At 70.5% G+C, this 21,773-nt stretch carries 21 protein-coding genes; 13 read left to right on the top strand and 8 right to left on the bottom strand.

What is annotated here, in order from left to right:
- Nucleotides 1-34: 34 nt before the first annotated feature.
- The 3 genes from ACEN9J_RS36580 to ACEN9J_RS36570 are packed head-to-tail and all read right to left on the bottom strand — an operon-like array spanning nucleotide 35 to nucleotide 4,085.
- The gene (locus ACEN9J_RS36580; protein WP_413764822.1) at nucleotides 35-994 is read right to left on the bottom strand and encodes an alpha/beta hydrolase fold domain-containing protein; all 960 of its coding nucleotides are present in this window, start codon (nucleotides 992-994) and stop codon (nucleotides 35-37) included.
- Nucleotides 991-2,256 (bottom strand): MFS transporter, encoded by a 1,266-nt coding sequence (locus tag ACEN9J_RS36575; RefSeq protein WP_082321887.1) that lies wholly within the window; start codon nucleotides 2,254-2,256, stop codon nucleotides 991-993. Before ACEN9J_RS36575 ends, ACEN9J_RS36580 begins: the two co-directional genes overlap by 4 nt.
- Nucleotides 2,253-4,085 carry a flavin-containing monooxygenase gene (locus ACEN9J_RS36570; protein WP_413764821.1) on the bottom strand — a complete coding sequence of 611 codons (1,833 nt, stop codon included), beginning with the start codon at nucleotides 4,083-4,085 and terminating at the stop codon, nucleotides 2,253-2,255. Before ACEN9J_RS36570 ends, ACEN9J_RS36575 begins: the two co-directional genes overlap by 4 nt.
- A gap of 181 nt (nucleotides 4,086-4,266) precedes the next feature.
- Between ACEN9J_RS36570 and ACEN9J_RS36565 the strand changes: the two genes are divergently transcribed.
- Complete coding sequence (locus ACEN9J_RS36565; protein ID WP_413764820.1) at nucleotides 4,267-4,932, top strand: TetR family transcriptional regulator; 666 nt, start codon at nucleotides 4,267-4,269, stop codon at nucleotides 4,930-4,932.
- A 20-nt stretch (nucleotides 4,933-4,952) separates the two neighbouring features.
- Here the strand turns inward: ACEN9J_RS36565 and ACEN9J_RS36560 are convergent, their stop codons facing one another.
- The 4 genes from ACEN9J_RS36560 to gcvA form a co-directional block, all read right to left on the bottom strand.
- Entirely contained in the window at nucleotides 4,953-5,474 is a 522-nt protein-coding gene (locus tag ACEN9J_RS36560; RefSeq protein ID WP_413764819.1) for a hypothetical protein, read from the bottom strand.
- A 49-nt stretch (nucleotides 5,475-5,523) separates the two neighbouring features.
- Nucleotides 5,524-7,422 (bottom strand): hypothetical protein, encoded by a 1,899-nt coding sequence (locus tag ACEN9J_RS36555; RefSeq protein ID WP_413764818.1) that lies wholly within the window; start codon nucleotides 7,420-7,422, stop codon nucleotides 5,524-5,526.
- Between the two features lie 76 nt (nucleotides 7,423-7,498).
- A complete protein-coding gene (locus ACEN9J_RS36550; protein WP_296731597.1) occupies nucleotides 7,499-8,215 on the bottom strand; it encodes a TetR/AcrR family transcriptional regulator in 717 nt (238 codons plus the stop codon).
- Between the two features lie 78 nt (nucleotides 8,216-8,293).
- Nucleotides 8,294-9,199: a transcriptional regulator GcvA gene (gene gcvA, locus ACEN9J_RS36545; protein ID WP_057591008.1), complete on the bottom strand. Its 906-nt coding sequence runs from the start codon at nucleotides 9,197-9,199 to the stop codon at nucleotides 8,294-8,296.
- Between the two features lie 114 nt (nucleotides 9,200-9,313).
- Between gcvA and ACEN9J_RS36540 the strand changes: the two genes are divergently transcribed.
- From ACEN9J_RS36540 to ACEN9J_RS36485, 12 genes are all read left to right on the top strand, one after another.
- Nucleotides 9,314-10,087 (top strand): SDR family NAD(P)-dependent oxidoreductase, encoded by a 774-nt coding sequence (locus ACEN9J_RS36540; protein WP_413764817.1) that lies wholly within the window; start codon nucleotides 9,314-9,316, stop codon nucleotides 10,085-10,087.
- A gap of 302 nt (nucleotides 10,088-10,389) precedes the next feature.
- Nucleotides 10,390-11,637 (top strand): ABC transporter substrate-binding protein, encoded by a 1,248-nt coding sequence (locus ACEN9J_RS36535; protein ID WP_261206348.1) that lies wholly within the window; start codon nucleotides 10,390-10,392, stop codon nucleotides 11,635-11,637.
- Between the two features lie 12 nt (nucleotides 11,638-11,649).
- A complete protein-coding gene (locus ACEN9J_RS36530) occupies nucleotides 11,650-12,516 on the top strand; it encodes a branched-chain amino acid ABC transporter permease (RefSeq protein WP_057591005.1) in 867 nt (288 codons plus the stop codon).
- Nucleotides 12,517-12,529: 13 nt separating this feature from the next.
- The gene (locus tag ACEN9J_RS36525; protein ID WP_413764816.1) at nucleotides 12,530-14,383 is read left to right on the top strand and encodes an ABC transporter permease subunit; all 1,854 of its coding nucleotides are present in this window, start codon (nucleotides 12,530-12,532) and stop codon (nucleotides 14,381-14,383) included.
- Nucleotides 14,367-15,062, top strand: coding sequence for an ABC transporter ATP-binding protein (locus tag ACEN9J_RS36520; RefSeq protein ID WP_057591004.1), 696 nt, complete (start codon nucleotides 14,367-14,369; stop codon nucleotides 15,060-15,062). Before ACEN9J_RS36525 ends, ACEN9J_RS36520 begins: the two co-directional genes overlap by 17 nt.
- Before the next feature lie 43 nt (nucleotides 15,063-15,105).
- Nucleotides 15,106-16,116 (top strand): alpha/beta fold hydrolase, encoded by a 1,011-nt coding sequence (locus ACEN9J_RS36515; protein ID WP_413764815.1) that lies wholly within the window; start codon nucleotides 15,106-15,108, stop codon nucleotides 16,114-16,116.
- 2 nt (nucleotides 16,117-16,118) lie between these two features.
- Nucleotides 16,119-16,334, top strand: coding sequence for a hypothetical protein (locus tag ACEN9J_RS36510; protein ID WP_413764814.1), 216 nt, complete (start codon nucleotides 16,119-16,121; stop codon nucleotides 16,332-16,334).
- A complete protein-coding gene (locus ACEN9J_RS36505; RefSeq protein ID WP_413764813.1) occupies nucleotides 16,321-17,757 on the top strand; it encodes an amidase in 1,437 nt (478 codons plus the stop codon). The genes ACEN9J_RS36510 and ACEN9J_RS36505 overlap by 14 nt, the downstream gene beginning before the upstream one ends.
- On the top strand, nucleotides 17,747-18,865 hold the full coding sequence (locus ACEN9J_RS36500; RefSeq protein WP_057591000.1) for a transporter substrate-binding domain-containing protein: 1,119 nt from the start codon (nucleotides 17,747-17,749) through the stop codon (nucleotides 18,863-18,865). The genes ACEN9J_RS36505 and ACEN9J_RS36500 overlap by 11 nt, the downstream gene beginning before the upstream one ends.
- Nucleotides 18,865-19,488 (top strand): ANTAR domain-containing response regulator, encoded by a 624-nt coding sequence (locus tag ACEN9J_RS36495; RefSeq protein ID WP_057590999.1) that lies wholly within the window; start codon nucleotides 18,865-18,867, stop codon nucleotides 19,486-19,488. The genes ACEN9J_RS36500 and ACEN9J_RS36495 overlap by 1 nt, the downstream gene beginning before the upstream one ends.
- Nucleotides 19,489-19,568: 80 nt before the next feature.
- A complete protein-coding gene (locus ACEN9J_RS36490) occupies nucleotides 19,569-20,705 on the top strand; it encodes an amidase (protein ID WP_413764812.1) in 1,137 nt (378 codons plus the stop codon).
- A 36-nt stretch (nucleotides 20,706-20,741) separates the two neighbouring features.
- The gene (locus ACEN9J_RS36485) at nucleotides 20,742-21,245 is read left to right on the top strand and encodes a gamma-glutamylcyclotransferase (RefSeq protein WP_413764811.1); all 504 of its coding nucleotides are present in this window, start codon (nucleotides 20,742-20,744) and stop codon (nucleotides 21,243-21,245) included.
- A 69-nt stretch (nucleotides 21,246-21,314) separates the two neighbouring features.
- Here ACEN9J_RS36485 and ACEN9J_RS36480 read toward each other — a convergent pair whose 3' ends face one another.
- A complete protein-coding gene (locus ACEN9J_RS36480; RefSeq protein ID WP_413764810.1) occupies nucleotides 21,315-21,767 on the bottom strand; it encodes a type IV pilin protein in 453 nt (150 codons plus the stop codon).
- Nucleotides 21,768-21,773: the final 6 nt, after the last annotated feature.

Below are 21,773 nucleotides of genomic sequence, written 5' to 3'. Positions count from 1 at the left end.
GGCAGCGATTATGGAAGCGCCGCCCGAGGCGGCGTCATCGACGGCCCGGCGGCAAGACCCGCGCGAGAAAGCCGCCGATGTCGCGCGTGCATTGCGCGGCGCCTTCCACGCTGCGGCTGAAGCCGAAGAACAGGTGCGTCATGCCGCGATAGATCTCGAGCCGGTCCAATCGCCCGGCGGACTCGAGCGACCGCGCCATGGCCGAGGACGCGTCGAGGAACACATCGAACTGCGCCGCGGCCAGGAAGGTGGTCGGCAGCAGGCCGGGGTCCGCGAGCAGCAGGTTGGCGCGTGGATCGTTCCGGCTGGCCCCGTCGGGAAGGTAGTCGCCGAAGATGGGCGGCACGGATGCGAGGTCCGGAAACAGGCCGGCGTTGCCGTGGCGGCGCATCGAGTCGGTCGAGGTGTCCCCGTTGAACGCGCCGACGATGCCGACAGCCGCCTGCAGCCAGGGCTGGCGTCCGAGCGCGACGGCCGCCCCGAACGACACGTTGGCGCCCGCCGAGCATCCGCCGCATGCGAGCCTGTCGCCATCGATGCCCCACGCGTCGCCGCGTGCGTGCAATGCGCGAAGCAGCGATGCGGTCTGTTCGACCGCCACGGGAAAGCGGTGCTCGGGTGCATGCGCATAGTCCGCGCTCACGACGATGCCACCCCAGGCCTTGGCGATCTCGCGCATCTGCCGGTCGTTGGTCCATTCGGAGCCGGTCTTGAAACCGCCGCCGTGCAAGTAGACGAAGGCCGGCGCAAGCGCCGGTCCGTCCTCGGGCCGGTAGACCACGATCGAGACGGTGCCGCCCTCGACGGGAACGCGCACGCGCTCGATCGCGTGCATCGACGGACCGCCCTCGTTCCAGTACCGGCGGGTCAGTTCCATGCCGCGCCGAACGCCCGCGATGCCATCGCTCGGGTTGCCATGCGCCGCGGCCAGCTCGGCCGATTGGCGAAGGGCCTCGCGAAGCGCCGGATCCACGCCCGAAAGGGTCTCGTTCATGGATGCTTCTCCCCCTGCCGTCCGAGCGCATACCGGTACGGCCCCAGCAGCATCACGGCCACGCTCGCGACCACGAGGCCGATCGCGAGCCCGGCGAGCGTGGGCCCGTAGCTGCCCAGGCGGCTGTACGACAGCCCCATCAGGAACGGACCGAGGCCGGAGCCGAACATGAAGACCGCGAACAGATAGCCGTAGATCTCGCCGAAGGCGCGCATCCCGAGGTAGCGCGAGATGAAGAACGCGATCAGGTCCACCTCGGCGCCCAGGCCCAGGCCGATGCACACGGTGGCGATCAGGTAGATCGCAGGATGCGCCGGCGCATGGAGCAGCACGATGCCGATCAGCGGCATGAGGATGAAGACCAGCGCCACGTACGGACCGAAGATGCGGTCGAGCAGGAAGCCCGCGAGCAGCCGCCCGATGATGAGCGCGATGCCCGCCGCGCTGATCGCCGAGGTCGCCAGCTGCGCCGAGACGCCGCGGTCGGTGAGGATCGCCGTGATGTGCGCGATGGTCCCGCCGCAGGCCATCACGACGGCGAAGAAGACCAGGGCCAGGCACCAGAACTGCTTCGTGCGGAACGCTTCCCGCGCGCTCAGGCCCGGCGCGGCCTGCCGCGCGAGCGAGGCCGCGGGCACGGGCTCCTTCAGCAGCAGGCAGGCCGGCGGGAAGGCGACGAGCAGCACCGTGGCGCCCAGCCCGATGAAGGCGATGCGCCAGCCGTGCGCCGCGATCAGCGCCTGGGCCAGATGCGGCAGCAGGGCCGCGCCGAGGCCCACGCCCGCCATCGACAGGCCGAGCGCGAGGCCGCGATGGCGTTCGAAGGCGCCGGTCACCGCCTTGGCATAGGGCAGCGGCGACTGCGCCGCCGCGAAGACGCCGGCCACGCCGTACATGAGGATGAACTGCAGCGGCGTCTGCGGCACGACGCCGAGGGCCGCGATGGACAGCGCGAACAGCACGATCCCCGGCAGCACGACCGCGCGCACGCCATACCGGTCGACCAGCCGTCCCGCCAACGGCGTGGAGAGGCTCGTCACCACGAAGCCCACCAGGATCGCCGAGGAGATGGTCGCGCGGTCGGTGGCGAAGGCCTCCGCCAGCGGCTTGACGAACACGCTGAAGCTGAACTGGAGCAGCGGCCCGTTGCCCACCAGCGTGCCGAGCACCGCCGCGACGACCACCCACCAGGGGCTGCGCGCGCGGGACGAAAAACCGGCGCGCGCTTTCGTGATCGCATGGCCCTGTGCCGCATCGGTCATTGCCGTGCCTCCGGCGTGCCCGCGTCGGGCGTGATCAGGTCCTCGAGCGCCGCCTTGATCAGCAGCGCCGTGACGTGCGAGTAGAAGCGGCACATGGTCAAGGTGCCGCCGGCGACATAGAAACCTTCCTGGCGCGTGCGCACCCACATGTTGCGCATCTCGCCATCGGGGCCGATGCCCCAGATCGGGCCGACGCGCTCGGCGACCTCGCTGCCGAACATCGTGCGCACGGCTTCCTGCAGCGGCTGGTAGCCGGTGGCCATCACCAGCATGTCCGTGGGCATCGCATCGCCGTCGGTGAAGAGCACTTCCTTGTCCTTCACGCGCTCGATGCCCACGCCGGTCTTGAGCTTGATCTTGCGCTCGACGATCAGGTCGGACGCGCCGACGTTGAGGTAGTAACCGCTGAGGGAACGCAGCAGCTTCATGAAGAAGCCCGTGTCGTCCTCGCCGTTGTCGAGCATGAAGCCGACGCTGCGCAGGCCGTTCAGCAGTTCCTTGTCGTCCCGTGCCATCTGTTGGCTCAACGGACCGTGCAGCTGCCGGACCAGATCGAACGGGATCGCGGCGCTCATCAGGTCCGTTTCCTCGATGGGCCGCACGCCTTCGTTGGCGCGGTAGATCGCATAGGCGCGCACCGATGCGGGCTCCAGGCCGACCACCGTGGTGGAGGAGCGCTGCAGCATGGTGACTTCGGCGCCGCGCAGATGCAGGTCCTGCGCGATGTCGTGCGCACTGGTGCCGGCACCGACGACCAGCACGGACTTGCCGGCGACCTCGAGGTCGTCGGTGCTGCGGCTCGAATGCACCACCTGGCCGCCGAAGTCTTCCAGCCCGCGGATGCGCGGCACCTTGGGAACGCCGCTCGCGCCGACCGCCATCACGACCTGGCTCGGCCGCAGCGTCCGGATGGATCCGTCCGCTCGCTGCACCCGCACCGTCCAGCGCCTGGCCGTGGCGTCGTAGGTGCCACCGAGGAAGCTCGTGCGGCTCCATACGTTGAGCTCCATGCTCATCGCGTAGAACTCCATGAAGTTGGCCAGCATGTCCTTCGGAATGTAGACCGGCCAGGTCTTGGGAAAGGGAAGGTAGGGCAGGTGGTTGGTGCAGATCTCGTTGTGCAGCGTCAACGAGTGATAGCGCTTGCGCCAGTTGTCGCCCACGCGCTCGTGGCGGTCCACGATCAGCGTGGCGACATCGAGCTGCGCGAGGCGTGCGCCCAGCGCGAGGCCGGCTTGCCCGGCGCCGATGATCAGCACCTCGGGGTCCTTCTCGGCGAACTCGGCGGCGGCCTGGCGGCGGTCGAGCCAGTTGTCCACGCCGCGGCGGCCCGTGCTCTCGCGGCGACGGGTCAGAAACGGGTCTTGGGGGAAGGCTTTCAGTTCGTGGATCGTCGTGAGGAAGTTCAGTGCCTTCCAGCCGCCAGGCTGGGTCGGATCGGGCGTCAGGCGCAGGAAGCCACGCCCGTGCGCGACGCGGGTGTCGAAACGGAAGAAGGCCTCGAGGGTCTCGACACCGCCGAGCTGGCCTCGCATCGGCGCCTGCGCTTCGAGGCGGAAGTTGGCCGCGCCGCAGGCCTCGAGCGTGGACTGCAGTGCTTGCGCGATCTCGAGCGCTCCCTGTCGCGTGGCGATCTTCCAGGTGAAGCTCAGGATGTCGCGCCAGTAGCCGTCGTCACCGAACAGCCGAGCCGCGCGATGACAGTCGCGCTGTCGAAGCGCGTCGTCGAAAGTTTCGATCCATTGCTGCGCGATCTGCCTGCGCTCGCGGGAGCCGCTGTCTGGCGCGTCATGGCTCGGTGTCCCGAGTCCGGTCGATGTCTCATGCATGGGGAGCTGCTTCCTTGTCCAAGAGGCCGAGGTGGATCGCGGCCGGTTTTAATCAATGATTAAAGTATAGGTTTGGCCATGAAGCGGGGACAAGCGGCTCGCCCGCCCGGATTTTCCCTATGGAAGCCGACATCGTTTCGTGCTTTAATCATTGATTAAGAAGGCTGCATGCCCGGATTTCATGGCCACGAACACCAAGTCCCGCGCCGAAGGCGTCGAAGAAAAGAACGCGGATGTGCAGCGCAGGCTGCTCGCGGCCGCGACGCATCTGTTCATCAAGAACGGCTACCGCGGCGTGTCGATCCGGGAGATCGCGGACCGCGCGAAGACCAACTCCGCGCTGATTTCCTACTACTTCGGCGGCAAGGAAGGCCTGTTCGTGCAGGTGTTCAAGGAGGTTGCGGCGCCTTTGAACGACAAGCGCGCCGCCAACTTCGATCAGCTCGAGCAAGCGGGCAGGCTCACGGTCGAAGCGATCGTGCGGGCCTGGGTGGCGCCGATGTTCGAGGGACGTTCGCTGGCGAAGGAAAGCCCCGTCACCACGCTGTCGTTCAGCCTGAATGCCGAGCAGGGAAAGCTGTCGGAGCAGTTGATCGTCGAGATCTACGACGCCATCAATTCCCGCTTTCTCTCGATGCTCGAGGCCTGCTTGCCGGGCATTCCGCGCGAGACGCTGGTCTGGCGGCTCTTCTTCCTCGTGGGCGCGATCCTGACCGCCACGCGGCCGCATGGACGCAGCTTCAAGCGGCTCTCCCAAGGCAACGCCACGCCGCAGGACTCCAACGAGCTGATCGAGCAGCTGGTGCAGTTCGCCGCCGCGGGCTTTCGCGCGCCGGCGCTGCGCTGAACCGCGCGTAGCGCGAGCGGCTAACTCGGGAAAGCCGCTGCCAAGACCGGCTGCGGCCGCAGCCGGAAGTGGCTCAGGTGGCTCCTGCGCATCTTCTCGAGCGCATGCGGCGCCTCGGGCCAGCGGCACCAGTTCGGCCGCGGCGCGCCGAGTGTGGCCAGCCGTGCCTCGACCGACTGCTCGGTGCGCGCGCATTCGGCCTCGGCTGCGGCGAGTTCTGCCTGCAAGCCGGCGATCTCGCCCTGGTAGCGCGCCAGGGTTTCGTGCGCGCGCCGCATGCTCGCGAGCACCGCAAACGCATCGGGCGCGCTGCCCGCGAAGTAGGTGCGCGCGAACTGCCGCGGATCGGCTTCGTATTCGAGGATCTGCTGCCGGCAATGGAAGATCAGTGCCTCGCCGCGCGCGCAGGCGCAGCGGCATTCGCGCAGCCTCTCGTAGCTGCCGCGCAGCTGCAATGCCAGCTGCCGTGGCATGGCCGGGCGCCTGGCCTTCGCGGGTGCGGTCGGTGCCGCGGCGCCGAAGGCCGGCATGGAAAAGCTCATGGCATGCGTCACGCTTCGGAACTCCATCGCCCGCGGCCGGGCGCTCCAGTCAAAGGATGTTGCGCTCGATGAAGTCGGCCAGCGGCCGCACCACCTTGTTGCTGTCGCCATCGTCGGCGGTCAGGATGTCGACGTGGGTGTAGCCCTCGCTGATGTGCACCTCGAAGCCGCCCGCCACGTCGCCGAACTTGCGGTCGGCGAGGTTGGCCGCCTGCCCGGCCGGCGTGCGCGGCGTGCCGGCCACGCAGCTCGGAGCCGCGCAGGGCGCGATCGCCTCGGCGAAGCCGCGCCACACGCCAGGCACGGGCGAGAGTCCGTTCGAGCCGCCGAAGGCGATCACCGGAATGTCGATCCTGCGGGCCTGGGTCTGGTTGACGATGTCGGCGCGCCCGCGCCCGCCCTGGCTCACGGGCAGCGAGAGGGCGCCGGTGTCCAGTCCGAGGTTGGCGCCGCCGCCGGCGGCGGAGTTGCCGATCAGCAGGCCCGAGCTCGGGTAGTACCAGTCGCTGTAGGTGGTGTCGCCGAGGAACAGCGCGCGCGAGAAGCGCTTGAGATTGGTCGGCTCGAGCTCCTTGCCCCAGGCCGGCAGCGAGCCCGCGATGGTGGCCGGCATGGGACCGAAGTCGCGGAAGGCCGCGGCCGGCAGCGCCGTGTCGTTGTCGAGCCAGACGCGCACGCCGTCGGCGCGCGCATCGCCCAATGCTCCGAGCGAGATCGAATAGAAGACGGTGCGCGCGAGGTTGTCGTCGTCCATGAAGGTGCCGAGCGCCGCGCCGGCCGTGACCGGGAACGCGCGCTTGGTGAAGTCGGTGACGACGCTGTAGACGTTGTTGTCCGCGATGCCGCGCTGGTCGGTCTGCAGCAGCGCCTGCGTGCCGTTGATCGTGCCCTCGAACGCGATCTGCATGCCCGTGACCTCGGTCGAGGCGTTCACGCGCGGCGTCAGGCCCGGCACCGAGACGAAGGCCTGCACCTTGCCGGTCGCGACCGCGTCGTGCAGGCCGCCTTCCGCCGCGGCGATGACCGCGTCGAGCTGGGCATCGGTGGGCGGCGTCGCCGCCAGCGAGGCACCCGCGCCCTCGAACAGCACCAGGCCCTTGAGCTTGGCGTAGCCGGGCTGCGCGGGGCCGCTGCCCGAGAGGTTGAAGTCGGTGGCCGCGTAGCGCGCGACGAAGCCGGTGCCGGCCGAGTGGCCGCCGAGGAAGACGTTGCGGTTGCGCGCGACCGTGAGCGCCACATCGACCACCGCGTCGATGTCGATCGAATGCACCTGTGGCGTCCAGTCGGCGATGAAGGGCACGTCGGTGCTGTCGTGGAAGACCGCGCGCCGGTCGAGTCTGGGATCGAGCGGCAGGCCGAGCTCGGCGCCGTAGAGGAAGTCGAGGCCGATCTCGGCCTTGCGCTCGCGCTCGGCGATCTGCAGGCCCTTGGTGTCCTCCAGCAGCACCGAACGCCGGTCGATGCCCCAGAGCTCGACCACCTTGCCGTGGTCCTTCCACATGCGCCAGACCAGGTTCTCCGCCAGCACCAGGTAGCTGTGCGACGCGGCCAGCGTGCCGGGCACGGCGATCAGCACCGCGTCGACCGGCTTGCCTGCGTTGCCCTCGAGGCCGTAGCGCGTGTAGCGCACACGGTTCAGGTCCACCTCGGTGCCGCCGAACTGCGTGGCGAGCTTGCTCGAGGCGTCGACCTTGACGCCGGCCGTGCCAGGCGTGCGCAGGGCCTTGGCCTTGCTCGCGATCTCGTGCGTGGAGATCGAGAGCGCCTGGCCCACCGCGGCCGGCGGTGGTGGCGGCGGGGCGCTGTCCGGGGAGCCGGCACCCGTGGGCGGCGGTGCGAGCCAGAGCGCGGGATTGCCGTTGCCGCCGCCTCCGCACGAAGCGAGCACGAGGCCGAGTGCCAGCAGCGATGCGACCGGGCGCAGGCGCGGCCTGAAATTTCTGGGCATGGGGAATGTCTCCGTCTTGGTTTTCTCGAAAGACGACCCGTCCATCCGGCGGGTCCGGGTACACCCGAGGCGCGGCTCAGCCGGCGTCGAGGCGTGGGGTGCCGGGGCCCGGCACGTTGCGCACGCCGGCCTCCAGGTAGTCCATGAACTCCTGGCGCTCGCGCGCCTCGTTGCCGCGCTCCGACATCGGCATCACGCCGAAGGGCGAACGCTTGAGGTAGCTGCGGTAGGAGATGCCGTAGTACACGACGTTCATGCTGAGGATGAGCCGGTACTGGATCGTCTCGCGCGAGGTGTGCGGCAACTGCGCCTCGAGCAGTTCGACCGCGAGGCCCAGCAGCTTGCGGTGCAGCTTCGCGGACAGCCGCTGGCCGGCCTCGCCGAAGTCCCAGCCGAGCCGGCCGATGAAGCAGACCGCGTCGCGGCCGAAGGCCGGCGTCTGCAGCATCTCGATCATCGGGCCGAAGGCGGCCTCCATGATGTCGCGCACGCCGTGCGGCCGCCCGCGCAGCGCCTCCAGGCCCGCGCAGGATCGCGGCTCCAGCCAGTGCTGCAGCATCGCGGTGATCTCGCCCACCAGGCCCTCGCGGCTGCCGAAGTGGTAGTGCAACGCGGAGGCGTTGTTGGCACCGGCCGCCACCACGATGCGGCGCAGCGAGACCGCGTTCATGCCTTCGCGCGCCATCAGCTTCATGGCCTCGGCGAGCAGCCGCGCATGCGTGGTGTCGCCGGGCGCGTCGGTGTGCGGCGGGTGCTCGGCGGGCTTGGGATGGCGGCGTGCGGCGGCGGGCATGGCCGGATAATGCAAGTTGATTAATCTACCTGCATTAGTGCATACCCTCGGCCGGCCGGGGCCGCCCGGCGCGGTGTCTCACGCGTCGCGCGCGGCCTCCTCGCGCAGCCAGTCGCGAAAGGCCGCCACCTGCGGCATCGCCCCGGCCTCGGGCCGGTGCACGACGTAGTACGCCAGTGCGGGCACGCTGCCCCTGTCGCCGAAGGGGCGCACGAGGCGCCCGGCGGCGAGGTCGTCGCGCACCATCACGCTGCGGCCCAGCGCCACGCCCAGGCCATCGATCGCGGCCTGCAGCACCGCGGCCGAGTTGTTGATGCGCAGCCCGCGCGTGGCCGGCAGCGCGCCGAGCGACATGCCGTCGAACCAGCTGCGCCAGCTCGGGAAACCCGAGCGCGCGGGCAGCGAGAGGTCGTGGATGAGCGTGCGGCGCGCGAGGTCCGATGGCCGGCGCAAGCCCTTGAGCGTGGGCGCGCAGACCGGGAAGACCTGCTCGTCCATGAGCTTGGTGGCGACGAGCCCGGGCCAGTCGCCACCGCCATAGCGCACGCCGACGTCGATGTGCTCGGCGAGGAAGTCCACCGTGCGCGTGTTGGTGTCGAGCAGCAGGTCGGTGCCCGGATGGCGGGCCTGGAAGCGCTCGATGCGCGGCAGCAGCCACTTGGCCGCGAAAGCCGGGCTGAGCGTCACGGTGAGGGCGGGATTCGGCGTGGCCTCCTTGAGCCTTGCGACACCGAGGCCCAGGCGGTCGAAGCCCTCGCGGATGTCGGGCAACGCGCGCCGCGCCGCCTCGGTGGGCATGAGGCGCGCGCTGCCGCTGCTCGCGCGCACGAACAGCGGCACGCCGAGCCAGGCCTCGAGGCTGCGTACCAGCTGGCCGACCGCGGCCGGCGTCACGCTGAGTTCCTCGGCCGCCGCCGAGAAGCCCTGGTGGCGCGCCGCGGCCTCGAAGGCCTTGAGGGCGTTGAGATAGGCGGGAGTCTTCATGCCGTCGTCCTTCCGGAAAAGTTTTTCTTTGCCGCAGCGACAGATCTTCTCATTTGCCTGCGGACCATCGGCGAGGAAGACTGCGTTCACTACATCCATCCAGCAAGGACTCCCATGAACAGTTTTTCTTCCAAGGTCGCCATCGTCACCGGCGGCGGCTCCGGCATCGGCCAGGAGGTGGCCCGCCAGCTCGTGGCACAAGGTGCGCGCGTGGTGATCGGCGGGCGCGACGCCGACAAGCTCGCGCGTGCCGCAGCCGCGATCGATGCCGGCGGCGAGCGCGTGCGCGCGGTGGCCGGCGACATCGCCGACCCGGCCACCGCGCAGCGCCTCGTCGACGAAGCCACCCGCGCCTTCGGCGGCGTCCACATCCTGGTCAACAACGCCGGCATCTTCAGCCCCAAGCCCTTCCTCGAGGTCGAGGCCGCCGAGTACGACGCCTTCCTCGACACCATCCTCAAGGGCAAGTTCTTCATGGCGCAGGCCGCGGCACGCGCGATGCGCGAACGCGGCGGCGGCGCCATCGTGCAGACCGGTTCGCTGTGGGCGATCCAGGCCATCGGCGCCACGCCGTCGGCCGCCTACTCGGCGGCCAATGCGGGCGTGCACGCGCTGACGCGCAACCTCGCGATCGAACTGGCGCCGCTGAAGATCCGCATCAACACGGTGGCACCCGCGGTGGTCGAGACGCCGGTCTACAACACCTTCATGAGCGAGGCGCAGGTGCGCGAGACGCTGCCGGGCTTCAACGCCTTCCATCCGCTGGGCCGCAATGGCCAGCCGGCCGACGTGGCGCAGGCGATCCTGTTCCTGGCTTCGGACCAGGCGGCCTGGATCACGGGCACGGTGCTGCCGGTCGACGGCGGCGTGACCGCGGGCCGGATCTGATCCGAAGCGCAAGATCGGGTGTCATCCCGTTGACACCCGCGTTCGCGCTGCGTTAACCTCGCCGCCGTTCCCTTCTCCGGCAGCTTTGCCGGATTTCCTCGGCGCCCTCGCGGCGCAACCGGCAGCTTCGCTGGTTCTCCCCTCGGCAGTTCTGCCGTCCCCCTCGTGTCCGCGGTCGCCCCGCATTGCCGACGCGCCTGCGCGCGCTTCGCATGGCCTGCCCATGCGCGCGTGCCGGCGCATGCATCGGCATGGCGTCCCGGGCACGTCGATCCATCCAGACACCCCAGGAGACAGCCACCATGCACACCCCTTCTTCGCGTCCCTTCGCGCGGCTTGCCGGACTCTTCCTCGCCGCGGGCCTCGCCGCCTTCGGCACCCACGCCTTCGCCGCCGGCGAGCCCGTGCGCATCGGCGCCATCTTCGACAAGACCGGCGGCCTCAACATCTACGGCATCCAGCAGAGCCGGGCGCTGCGGCTCGCGGTCGACGAGATCAACGCGGCGGGCGGCGTGGCCGGCGCCAGGGTCGAGGTGGCCGAGGCCGACGCGCAGTCGGAGGACGCCAAGTACACGCAGTACACGACCACGCTGATCCTCAAGGACAAGGTGCAGGCGCTGTTCGCGGGCCTCACGAGCTCGAGCCGCGAGGCGATCCGCCCGATCGTGCGGCGCTCGAAGATCCCCTACTTCTATTCCTCGCTCTACGAGGGCGGCGCCTGCGACCGGCAGACCTTCGTGACCGGCGCCACGGCCTCGCAGCAGCTCAGCGTGCTCGTGAAGTGGGCGATCAAGAAGTACGGGCCCAAGGTCTACATCATGGCGCCCGACTACAACTTCGGCACCATCTCGGCGCAGTGGGTCAAGCTGTACGCCAAGGAGTTCGGTGGCGAGGTGGTCGGCGCCGACTTCCTGCCGCTCACGCTGACCGACTACTCGCCCACCATCAACAAGATCCAGCAGGCCAAACCCGACTTCGTGGTCGCGCTGCCGGTGGGCGCGAACCAGACCGGCTTCCTCGAGCAGATGGCGGCCGCGGGCCTGAAGAGCCGCGTGGGCGTGGTGTCGACCAACTACGGCGGCGGCAACCAGCAGGTGGTGGTGTCGCCGCAGGCCGGCGAGGGCATCGTGGCCGCGCTCGAATACTTCGCCTGGCTCGACACGCCGCGCAATAAGGCCTTCAAGGCCTCCTGGGAGAAGGCTTACGGCAACAAGGAGCCGGTGACCGCGGTCGCGGTCGACGTCTACAACGCGGTGCACCTGTGGGCCAAGGCTGCGAACAAGGCGAAGTCGGCCGAGCCCGCGAAGGTGATCCAGGCCTTCGAGGAGGGCGAGGGCGTGGCCTTCGACTCGCCGGCCGGCCCGGTGTCGATGCAGCCGAAGTCGCACCACGTGCGCCAGAACATCTACATCGGCGTGGGCACGAAGACGCAGAGCTTCGACATCGTCGAGACCTATGCCTCGGTGGCGCCGAAGTTCGAGGACCAGGTCTGCGACCTGGTCGCCAGGCCGCAGACGGCGCAGCACTTCACGCCCGGCGCGTCGAACTGAGCGAGGCCCCCGATGGCATGGGATCAATTGCTGACCGGCGTGCTCTCGTCGGTCGCCAGCGGCTCGGTGCTGCTGATCGCGACGCTCGGCCTGGCCGTGGTGTTCGGGCTGATGGGCGTGGTGAACCTCGCACACGGCGAATTCATCATGTTCGGCGCCTATGCGGCGCTGACCGCGGTGCGTGCCGGCGTGCCGTTTCCGCTCGCGGTGGCGCTGGCCGCGCTCGCGGCCGCGGCCTTCGGCGCGCTGGTCGAATGGCTGATCGTGCGGCGCCTGCACGGCCGGCCCTTCGACACGCTGCTGGCCATGTGGGGCCTGAGCCTCGCGCTCTACCAGAGCGCGGTGCTGCTGTTCGGTACGGTCACGCCCGGCATCGGCATGCCGGCGTCGAACGTGCGCATCGGCGACTACACGATCTCCAGCTACCTGCTGTTCCTGATCGTGGTGGCGGCGGTGCTGATCGCGGCCGTGTATGCGCTGCTCACGCGCACGAACTACGGCCTGATGGCGCGCGCCGCGATCCAGGACCCGGCCACCGCGGCCGCGATGGGCGTGCGCACGGTGCGCATCAACAACCTCACCTTCGCCCTGGGCTGCGGTCTCGCGGGCCTGGCCGGCGCGATCCTGGTGCCGGCCGTGCCGGCCACGCCCAGCATGGGCTTCGCCTTCGGCATCAAGGCCTTCCTGGCGGTGGTGGTCGCGGGCCCGGTCACGCTCGCGGGCACCATCGCCGCGGGCGGCATCCTGGGCTCGGCCGCGAGCGCGGTGGCCAGCGTCTGGTCCACCGTCGCGGGCGACGTGGTGTTCTTCGTGATCACGCTCGTGGCCCTGCGCGCCTGGCCGCAGGGCATCTCCGAGCGCTGGCGCCTGAAGCTCTGAACGGAGGCGACGCATGAACATGAGCAGAACCCTGGCGGTGCCCGCGACCGCAACCCGCACCGCCGCGCGCCGTGCGGCACCCTGGTGGCTGGCCACCGTCGCCGGCACCGTCGTGCTGGGCGCCGGGGCCTTCTTCGTCGACGAGTACCTCGCCTACCTCGCGAGCTCCTGGCTGATCTTCGGCCTGCTGGGCCTGAGCCTGGACATGGTGTGGGGCCGCGGCGGCATGCTGAGCCTCGGGCAGACGGCCTTCTTCGGCCTCGGCGGCTACGCCGGCAGCGTGGCGGCGATCAACCTCGCGAGCGTCACCGGCAACACGCTGATGTGGTCGCTGCCGGTCGGCGCGATCGTGGGCGCGGCGGCCGCCGGCGCGGTCGGCTGGCTGCTGTTCCACGGCCGCCTCGGCGCGCTGCAGGCCACCATCCTGACCTACACCGTCACCCTGCTGCTGTGGACCGGCAGCATCTCGTTCTCGGCGCGCTTCGGCGATGCGGTGGTGGGCGGCGACAACGGCCTGTCGAACATCCCGGGCATCGTGCTGGGCTTCGGGGCCGATGCGCAGGGGCTCGGGCCGCAGGGCACCTTCGCCTGCGTACTGGCGGTCTCGGCGCTGGTGCTGCTGGGCGTGCGCGCGCTGCTGCGTTCGCCCTTCGGCACCGTGGTCGACTGCGTGCGCCTCGACGGCCCCAAGACCGAGCTGCTGGGCTACGACGTGCGGCGCTGCCAGCTCGTGGTGTTCACGCTGGCCGGCGGCATCGCGGGCCTGGCCGGTGCGCTCTACGGTGCCTGGGCCAACTACCTCAACCCCTCGCTGTTCAGCGCGCAGCAGGCGCTGCTGGTGCCGATCTACGTGCTGGTGGGCGGGCTCGGCACGCTGGCCGGCCCCTTCGTGGGCGCGGTGGCGGTCGGCGGCCTGTCGTACTGGCTGGGCGGCGGCGTGGTCGGCGGGCAGACCACGCTGATCATGGGCGTGGCGCTGATCCTGCTCGTGCTGTTCCTGCGCGGCGGGCTGCTCGGCGGCCTCGGGCGGCTGCGGGCGCTGCGCGGGCCGGGCGGCGCGCAGGGCAAGGCGCGCCAGGCCAAGACCGCGATGGACGTGGACCTGGTGCGCGGCCTGCGCGAGGGCGCGGCCGTGCCGGCGCCGGTGCTCGAGATCCGCGACGGGGTCAAGCGCTTCGGCGGCGTGGTGCCCGTCAACCGCGTCACCCAGCGCTTCGCGCCGGGCCGCGTGCGCTGTCTGATCGGGCCGAACGGCGCGGGCAAGAGCTCGCTGCTGCGCTGCCTCACGGGCACGCACCTGCTCGACGCGGGCGAGATCGTGCTCGACGGGCGACCCGTCACGCGCTGGATGCCGTACCGCCGCGTGCAGGCCGGCGTGGGCATCAAGATGCAGGTGGCACAGGTGTTCGGCGAACTGAGCGTGCGCATCAACCTCTGGATCGCCGCCTACAGCCGCGACCGCGATGCCGCGGTGGCCGACCGGCTCAGCGAACGCACGCTGCGCGCGCACGGCCGCGAGGCGCTGGCCGAGCGCGACGCGGCCGACCTCTCGCATGGCGAGCAGCAATGGCTGGACCTCGGCATGGTGCTGTGCCTGCAGCCTTCGGTGGTGCTGCTCGACGAGCCGGCCGCGGGCATGACCGGCGACGAGCGCCGCGAACTCTCGCAGCTGGTGCGCGTGCTGGCCGAAACGGCGGCCGTGGTCGTGGTCGAGCACGACATGGCCTTCGTGCGCACGCTCGACGCCGAAGTGACCGTCCTGCACCGCGGCGAGGTCTTCGCCCAGGGCGACCTCGACACCCTGCGCCAGGACGAACGCATCCTGGACATCTATCTCGGGAGACAGCAGCATGTTCGAAGCCATTGAGATCGGCGGCGGCTACGGCAAGACATCGATCGTCGAGCGCGCCAGCCTGAGCGTGGGGCGCGGCGAGATCGTCGCGCTGCTGGGCCGCAACGGCGTGGGCAAGTCCACGCTGATGCGCCTGCTGGTCGGCCAGGCCACGCCCATGGGCGGCAACGCGCGGCTCGACGGCCGGCCGCTGCCCGAACGAACCGACGACCGCGCACGCTGCGGCCTGGGCTACGTGCCGCAGGGGCGCTTCGTGTTCCCGCGGCTGTCGGTCAGCGAGAACATCGCGCTGGCTGCCGTGGCCTGCGGCCATCCGCGCGCCGAGGCGATCGCGCGCGCCTTCGCCGACTTCCCGGCGCTGGTGCCCAAGGCCAACGACCTCGCGGGCCGGCTCAGCGGCGGCCAGCAGCAGATCCTCGCGATGGCGCGCGCGCTGGCCACGCGGCCGAAGCTGCTGCTGCTCGACGAGCCGACCGAGGGCGTGCAGCCCTCGATCGTCGACGAGATCGCCGAGGTGCTGCTGCGGCTGCGCCGCGACGGCCTGTCGGTGCTGGTCGCCGAGCAGGACCTGAACTTCTGCCTCTCGATCGCCGAGCGCGCCTACGTCATGGACCAGGGCCGCATCGTGCGCGAGACGCGCAAGGCCGAGCTCGAGGGCGACCGCGCGCTGTTGCAAGAACTGCTCGGCGTCTGAGCCCCCACATCCACGCACACATCCAAAGAGAGGAACGAACACCATGGACCACGAGATTTTCGAGGCGGGCGACATCGCCCTGCAATCGGGCCGCATGCTGCGCAACGCGAAGCTGGCCTACAAGACCTACGGCAAGCTCAATGCGAAGCGCGACAACGCCATCGTCTACCCGACCTGGTTCGCGAGCACGCACGCCGACAACGAATGGCTGATCGGGCCCGGCAAGGCGCTCGATCCGTCGGAGTACTTCATCGTCGTGCCGAACTCCTTCGGCAACGGCGTCTCGAGCTCGCCGAGCAACCAGCCCGCGCCCAACGACCGCGGCCGCTTCCCCAATGTGACCGTCTACGACAACGTGGTGCAGCAGCACCGGCTGGTGACCGAGCACCTGGGCATCGACACCCTGCGGCTGGTCACGGGCTGGTCGCTGGGCGCGGTGCATGCGTTCCACTGGGCCGCGCTGTACCCGGACATGGTGCAGCGGCTGCTGCCGTTCCAGGGCGCGGCGCGCGCGTCGCGCCACTTCCAGGTCTTCTTCGCGGGCGTGAAGGCCGCGCTGCAGGCCGACGCCGAATGGCGCGAGGGCTTCTACGACCGCCAGCCCGAGCGCGGCCTGCGCGCCGCCGGCCGGGTGTACGCGGGCTGGGGCTTCTCGCAGAAGTTCCTGCGCGACCGGCTCGACATCGAGGCACTGGGCTTCGCCTCGCTCGAGGACTTCCTGATCGAGTTCTGGGAAGGCTGGCTGCTGTCGAAGGATGCCAACAACCTGGTCGCGTCGCTGTGGACCGGGCAGCACGGCGACATCGCCGACAACCCGGTCTACCGGGGCGACTTCGTCGCGGCGCTGTCGGCGATCAAGGCGCGCGCCATCGTCATGCCCTCGTCGAGCGATCTCTACTTTCCGCCCGAGGATTCGGCCTTCGAGGTCGCGCACATGCCCAACGCCGAGCTGCGCGTGCTGCCTTCCGACTGGGGCCACCTGGCGGGCAAGGGCCTGCACGAACCCGACAACGCGTTCATCGACAACGCGCTGCGCGAACTGCTGGCGGCATGACCATGGCAACCGCTCCCACCAAGGCCGCCGCACCCTGGAACGCCGACAGCGTGGCCGCGCATCGCCGCGCCGCGGGTCTCGTGGCGCTCGACCCCGCGCTGTGCGGCGAGGTCGCGGCGATCCTCGAGGACCTGCACATGGGCCTGCGCGAGATGCCCGGACGTGCCTGGTTCGCGCTCGTTCCACCGTCGACGGAGACCGGTCATGTCCATCGCTGAGACCATCGACGGCGCGGGCGTGGCGCAATTGGCCGCGCTGATCCGCCGCGGCGAGCTCGGCGCGGTCGAGCTGGCCGAACGCCGGCTGGCCGACATCGAAGGCCGCGCCGCGCGTACCAACGCCTTCGTGGCCGTCGACCGCGAAGGCGCGCTGGCCCAGGCGCGCGAGGCCGACCGTGCGCTGGCGCGCGGCCTGCCCGTGGGGCCGCTGCATGGCGTGCCGATCGCGGTGAAGGACAACGTGCTCACCGCCGGCCTCGGCAGCAGCGCGGCCTCGGCCGTGCTGGCCGACGCGCCGCTGCAGGGCGAGGCACCGCTGGTCGCGCGGCTGCGCCGGGCCGGCGCCATCGTGTTGGCCAAGACCAACATGCACGAGTGGGCCTACGGCGCGACCAACAAGGGCTCGCACCATGGCGCCACGCGCAACCCCTGGGATCCGCGCGCGATCACCGGCGGCTCCAGCGGCGGCTCGGCCGCCTGCGTGGCCGACGGGCTGCTGCCGCTGGCCATCGGCACCGACACCGGCGGCTCGATCCGCATTCCCGCCGCGGCCTGCGGCATCTCGGGCATCAAGCCGGGCACCGGTCGTGTCGAAGGCGAGGGCGTGCTGCCGCTGGCCTGGAGCTTCGATGCCGCCGGGCCGATGGCGCGCAGCGCCGAGGACCTGTGGCTGGGGCTCGACGCGATGCTGCCAGGCTCGGCCAGCGATTCGTCGCGCCATGCCGCGCAGTTCCGCGAGGCGCGCGGCCGCGCCCGGCTGCGCATCGGCATGCTGGCGGGCGATGGCTTCGAGACCGCGCCCGACGTGGGCCGGGCCTTCGAGGCGGCGCTCGAGGTCTTCGGCCAGCGCGGCAGCGATCTCGTGCCCGTGGCGGTGCGCGGCATGGCGGCGGTGTTCGCGGCCTGGAAGGCCATCATGTACGCCGAGGCCAGCACTTTCCACCGTCCGCTGATGCACGACCGGGCGCAGCGCTACGCACCCGACGTGCGCGCGCTGCTGCATGCGGGCGAGAGCGTGTCGGCCGTCGACTACCTCGCGGCGCAGCAGTTCCGCGGCGCCTTCTGCGCCGCGTTCGCGCGCGACCTGGCGGGGCTCGACGCGCTCGTGCTGCCGACGCTGCCCGTGACCGCGCCGCCCTTGGCAGAATCGCGCATCGAATTCGCCGGCCGCACGACCACCGTCCAGGACGCCATGACCGCCATGCCCTGCCTCGCCAACTTCACCGGCCTGCCGGCGGTGAGCCTGCCTTGCGGCTTCGGCGACACGGGCCTGCCGGTGGGCCTCACGCTGATCGGCCATCCCGGCGGCGAGTTCGCGCTGCTCGGCCTGGCCGCGGCCTTCCAGGACGAAACCGCCTGGCACGCCATGCGGCCCGGTCATGCGACGGCGATGGGCCGCGAGGAGGGCGCGCATGTCCGATGAGATCGGCGTGGGCGTGCTGTTCGCCCAGACCGGCAACATGGCCGTGACCGAGCAGGCGCTGCTGAGCGGCACGCTGGTCGCCATCGACGAGATCAACTCGGGCGGCGGCGTGGCGGGCCGGCCCATCGTGCCGATCATCGAGGACCCGGGCCCCGATCCCGCGAGCTATCGCGACATCGCGCGCCGCATGGTGCTGCACCACCAGGTGCCAGTGATCTTCGGCTGCTGCTCGTCGGCCAGCCGCAAGGCCGTGCTGCCGGTGGTCGAGCGCCATGGCGCGGTGCTGTTCTATCCCTCGGTGTACGAGGGCTTCGAGTATTCGCCCAACGTGATCTACACCGGGCCCACGCCCGCGCAGACCATCGTGCCGCTGATCAAGTACCTGTTCGCGCACCACGGACGGCGCTTCTTCCTGGTCGGTTCCGAGTATGTGTTCGCGCGCGAGATCTCGCGCATCGCGAAGGAGTTTCTGCTCGAGAGCGCGGGCAGCGTCGCGGGCGAGACCTACCTGCCCATGGGCGCGCCCGACAGCGCCTTCGCCGAGGTGGCCGAGCGCATCGCCGCCGCGCGGCCCGACGTGGTGCTCAGCACCGTGGTGGGCGCCGACACCGCGCGGCTCTATGCCGCCTGCCATGCCATCGGCGCCACCTCGGCCGGGCACCCGATCGCGAGCCTCACCGCGAGCGAGGCCGAGATCGCTGCACTGAGCCCGGCCGCGCGGGCGGGGCATCTCACGGTCGCGCCCTATTTCGCGGGCATCGAGAGCCCGGCCAGCGCGCGCTTCACCACGCTCTACGAGAAGCGTTACGGCGCCGGCCGCCGGCCCAACATGTATGCCGAGGCCGGCTACCTGCAGGTGCACCTGTTCGCGCGCGCGGTGCCGCGCGAGGGCGCGCCCGACCCCGACCGCATCGTGCGCAGCCTCGGTGGCACGCGCCATGCTTCGGCCCAGGGCGAGGTCGAGATCGACGCCGACACCAACCACACCGCGCTCAAGGCCCGTATCGGGCGCTCGCGCGAGGATGGCGGTTTCGACCTGCTGTGGGAGGATGCGTCCATCGTCCGCCCCGATCCCTACCTCGTCGCCTACGAACGGAAGATCCTCTGATGACGCCCGATCCGATCCAGCTGCGCTCCCTGCGTGACATCCGGGTCGCCGTCATCCATCCCGACGACGAGGACGCCCGCGTGCTGTGCGAGCAGCTGCGCCGCTTCGGCTGCCGCGTCACCGCGCTGTGGCCCGAGCCGAACCACCTGCCCGAGGGCACCGAGGCCGTGTTCTTCAGCATCCAGTCGGAGCGCGACGCCGCGCATCCGTGGCTGGCCGGTTCCTCGCACGCGGTGCTGATCGCGCTGCTGGCCTACGAGAACCCGGCCGTGCTCGAGGCCGCGGCGGCCGCCAACGTGCACGGCGTGCTGCCCAAGCCGATCCGTCCCTTCGGCGTGCTCGCCACGCTGTACGTCGCGCGCATGCTGTTCCGCTACGAGGAGCGGCTGCTCAACCGCATCGCCAAGCTCGACGAGACCCTGCGCACGCGCCGCATCGTCGAGCGCGCGATGAAGATCCTCGCCACGCGCCAGGGCATCTCGGAGGACGAGGCCTACGCCATCATCCGGCGCGAGGCCATGCGCAAGCAGTTGCCGGTGTCGTCGATGGCCGAGTCGATCGTGCATGCGGAAGCGATCTACGGTTTGCCGCCCGATCGCGGCACTTCGGATCCGGCCGAGTGATGGTCCGCGCTCCTTTCGAGAGTCCGGAGCGCTTCGGACTCGATCCTTCGTTCGTGCGCGATCCTTGCGGCGGTGGCCCGTTGAGCGGCTTCAGCTTCGCCGCCAAGGAGGTGTTCGACCTCGCGGGCCACGTCACGCGCTCGGGCAATCCCGACTGGCTGCGCACGCATGCGCCGGCCGCGGCCGATGCACCCGCGGTCGCGCGCTTGCTCGAGGCCGGCGCGCGGTTGCAAGGCCGAACGCTCAGCGACGAACTCGCGTTCTCGCTCGCGGGCGAGAACCTGCACTACGGCACGCCGCTGAACCCGCGCGCGCCCGGCCGCGTGCCCGGCGGTTCGTCGAGCGGCTCGGCTTCCGCCGTGGCCGCTGGCTGCGTCGACTTCGCGCTGGGCACCGACACCTCGGGCTCGGTGCGCATCCCGGCCAGCTACTGCGGTCTGTACGGACTGCGGCCCACGCATGGCGCGATCGATGCGCGTGGCGTGACGCCGCTGGCGCCGGCCTTCGACACGGTGGGCTGGTTCGCCGTGACCGCGGCGGTGCTCGAGCGCGTGGGCGCGGTGCTGCTGCCGCCGGGCGAGATACGACCATTGCGGCGCATCGTGCCGATGGCCGATGCCTTCGACGATGCCGTGCCGGGCGTGGCCGCCGCGCTGCGTCCTGCGTTGGACCGTCTGGCATCGCTGGGCCTGGCCTTCGATGCGCCCGCGCAAGGCCTGTCGCTGGCCGCTGCGGCACAGGCCTACCGCGTGCTGCAGAGCGCCGAGGTCTGGCGCACGCATGGCGAATGGTTCGAGCGCACGCGGCCGTCGATGGCACCCGAGATCGCGGCGCGGCTGCGCGCCGTGTCGCAGGTCACGGCCCGGGAGATCGAGGCCGCGCGGCGCGAGGCCGACGCGCTGCGCGCGAGGATCGACGACCTGCTCGCGCACGACGGCGTGCTGTGCCTGCCGACCGCGCCCGACGTGGCGCCGCTGCTGGGCGCTTCGGCGCAGCCCGATACGCAGACCCGCATGCGCGTGCTGGCCCATACCTGCATCGCGGGGCTGTGCGGCTTGCCGCAGGTCAGCCTGCCGCTGGGGACGGTCGACGGGCTGCCCGTGGGGCTGGGGTTGATCGCGGGGCGGGGGAGGGATCGGGATCTGCTGGCGTTGGCGGGGCGGATCGCATCCGGCGACGGGAACAAGACGGCGACGGCTTGGTCTACATTCGGCTGAAGGAGGTCATCCATGCCAAGGACCAGGGACACGGAGATGGAGCAGTTCGAGAAAGATCTGCTGCAGTCGATCGCGGAGATGAAGCGCGGCGAGTTCGCACCTCGCACGCCACACCTCGTCTTCGTCTTCGGCACCCTGAAAGAGGGCTACCCCAATTTCGCCACCAACCGCGGCCGCCGTATCCCCGGCGACTTCGTCACGCGGGAGCGCTATCCGCTGTACCTGATGGGCGAACGCTTCTCGCCATGGCTGGTTTTCCAGCCCGGCGAAGGGGAGCGAATCGCCGGCCAATTGTTCGAGGTCGACGATGCGGCGCTGGCGGCCATGGACCTGCTCGAGCGGGTCGGCGAGGCGGATGGCTATCGGCGTGTCCCGATCGTCGTCGAAGGCGTTGGCGATGCCGGTGGACCGAAAAGGATCGTTCACGCCTACGTCAAGCCGCCGGCGCAATTCGACGTGGCGCAGGCGAGGCTGGGGCCGCTGGCGGAATACACGATGGCGCACGCCGGGCTCTACAGATCGCGCGCGGGTGCGCCCTGAGACCTGGGAGGCTGCCGTCGATGAGGCGTTGCACAGGCCTTGCCCGATGCGACCGCGCGGCCTTTGCTCCTACCAGCAACCGGGATCGGCCAGCACCGTGGTGCCATCGCTCCCCACGTTGGATTGAACGCCGAGTTGATCGAGCCTGAAGCTGTAGCAGGCGGTATCGTCGCGCTGGCCGCCGTTGGGCGTTGCCTGCGCGACGAAGCCTGTCGCGCCGCTCGCGACGCTGACGCTCAGGTCGTAGTAGCTCGATCCACCCGAATTCACGCTCGACGGCAGCGCGGCGTAGCCCAGGTCGGAGGCCTGGGCCGTGTATCTGTTGTTGATGCCGAAAAATTTCTCCTCGCGGCTGGCCAGGTCGAGGACGGCATTCTTGGCATCGACCCGCCGCGCCTTCCGGACATAGGCGCTGTAGGAAGGAAAGGCGATGGCGGCCAGGATCGCGACGATCGCGACGATGATCATCAGTTCGATCAGCGTGAAGCCCCGCGGCCTGCGTTGCCCGCGGACGAGCGGCATGCATGG

Origin of the sequence: Variovorax sp. Varisp41, from assembly GCF_047325085.1 — a bacterium.
In the GTDB taxonomy this organism is placed as follows: domain Bacteria; phylum Pseudomonadota; class Gammaproteobacteria; order Burkholderiales; family Burkholderiaceae_C; genus Variovorax.
The sequence above is the reverse complement of the archived record's forward strand: the minus strand, read 5'-3'. Positions and strand labels throughout refer to the sequence as shown.